At 40.9% G+C, this 1,179-nt stretch carries 1 protein-coding gene and 1 pseudogene; one reads left to right on the top strand and one right to left on the bottom strand.

Features of this window, described 5'->3' with window-relative positions; all coding sequences use genetic code 11:
* Positions 1-51 precede the first annotated feature (51 nt).
* A complete protein-coding gene (locus ACED48_RS20465) occupies positions 52-486 on the bottom strand; it encodes a hypothetical protein (protein WP_017058391.1) in 435 nt (144 codons plus the stop codon).
* 246 nt (positions 487-732) lie between these two features.
* Between ACED48_RS20465 and ACED48_RS20460 the strand changes: the two are divergent.
* Positions 733-1,036 (top strand): annotated as a pseudogene (locus ACED48_RS20460) (hypothetical protein).
* Positions 1,037-1,179 lie beyond the last annotated feature (143 nt).

Below are 1,179 nucleotides of genomic sequence, written 5' to 3'. Positions count from 1 at the left end.
TGTGGGATAAAGGTAGCGCCAAAAATTAACTATTGACGCCATAGTCTCTTGTTATGCAATATTCTCAATGTTTTTCTCCCAAAAACCGACCATTGCCTCAAGAAACTGATCTACTGAAATTTCTTCCCCAGAATAGGAAACAATGATCAATGGACGCGCAAAAGCATTACTGAATGCAGATGAAAAGCCCCTTTGACTACGGGTTGTCGTTGGCTTAACTTTAAAATGCTTCAAACCATTAGTGATATCTCTAGCCATTTCGAATAAATTGGCTAGGTCTTTTTGCTTTGGATATCTTTTCTCGAATCGGTCTATTGAGAACTTCTCTTTTGGGTGAGCCCATTCATACATGTGATAGGTTAACATCGTCGAAAGCAATGCACTTTTCACACATGAATTTTGAGCTAAAAACTGCTCGTATTGAGGCTTTACCATTATGTTGAAATAAGATTTTGCATCAATAACTTGAAAACTCGATGATGTCATATTTACCCTCGTGTTGCATAACGCCCTGCTAAGGGGTGAACAACGCAATACCGAAGCCGCCGCATACCACCTTAATCACTAAATTCAACGCATAGTAAAAATGCCACGCGTTGCGAATCCCTCTTGAGCAGTTTGTTAGTCGCGAGGCACCGAGCGACAATTTTAAGCCGAACTAAACTTTGCGAACAACAAACTTTATGCATTTTGACGCACTTAAATCGGACGTAGTCTCAAAGCGCCAAGTCAATGAAACCACTTAGAACAAACAACGCCGCAGAAAACGGACTGACAACACCAAAAAAGAGCTTTTGGGAAACCAATCTCACAGTGCGGACTTTCAACAAAGTCACTGAAACCAAGTGGAATTTACAACACCAGAGAAAACGTTGTTTCAGCGAGTAAATCAGCTTTTGTACCAACAAACTCACCGAGCGGAGTTGCAACCAAAAACAAACTCTCGATTGCCCTGCTCTGTCAGCACCAAAGAACAAAACAACCGCTAGGACACTTGCAAAATTTTGGACTCGAAACAGCTAAAACTAAGTTCTAGTGATCGACGATGAATCTGTATACCAAAAAACTGCTGCTAAGTTTTAAGCTCAGAAACATGATTTTGATTGCTAGCTTTTTCTGGCGACTAACGCTAAGCTAAGTAGTGAGCAACGTAATACGAAGCCACCGCATAACACCTTA

The sequence above is a fragment of the Vibrio sp. 5S239 genome, from assembly GCF_041439575.1.
Taxonomy (GTDB): Bacteria; Pseudomonadota; Gammaproteobacteria; order Enterobacterales; family Vibrionaceae; genus Vibrio; species Vibrio kanaloae.
The sequence above is the reverse complement of the archived record's forward strand: the minus strand, read 5'-3'. Positions and strand labels throughout refer to the sequence as shown.

Coding starts and splice junctions, on each gene's coding strand:
- ACED48_RS20465 (WP_017058391.1), bottom strand. CDS start 486: ATGACATCATCGAGTTTTCAAGTTATTGATGCAAAATCTTATTTCAAC.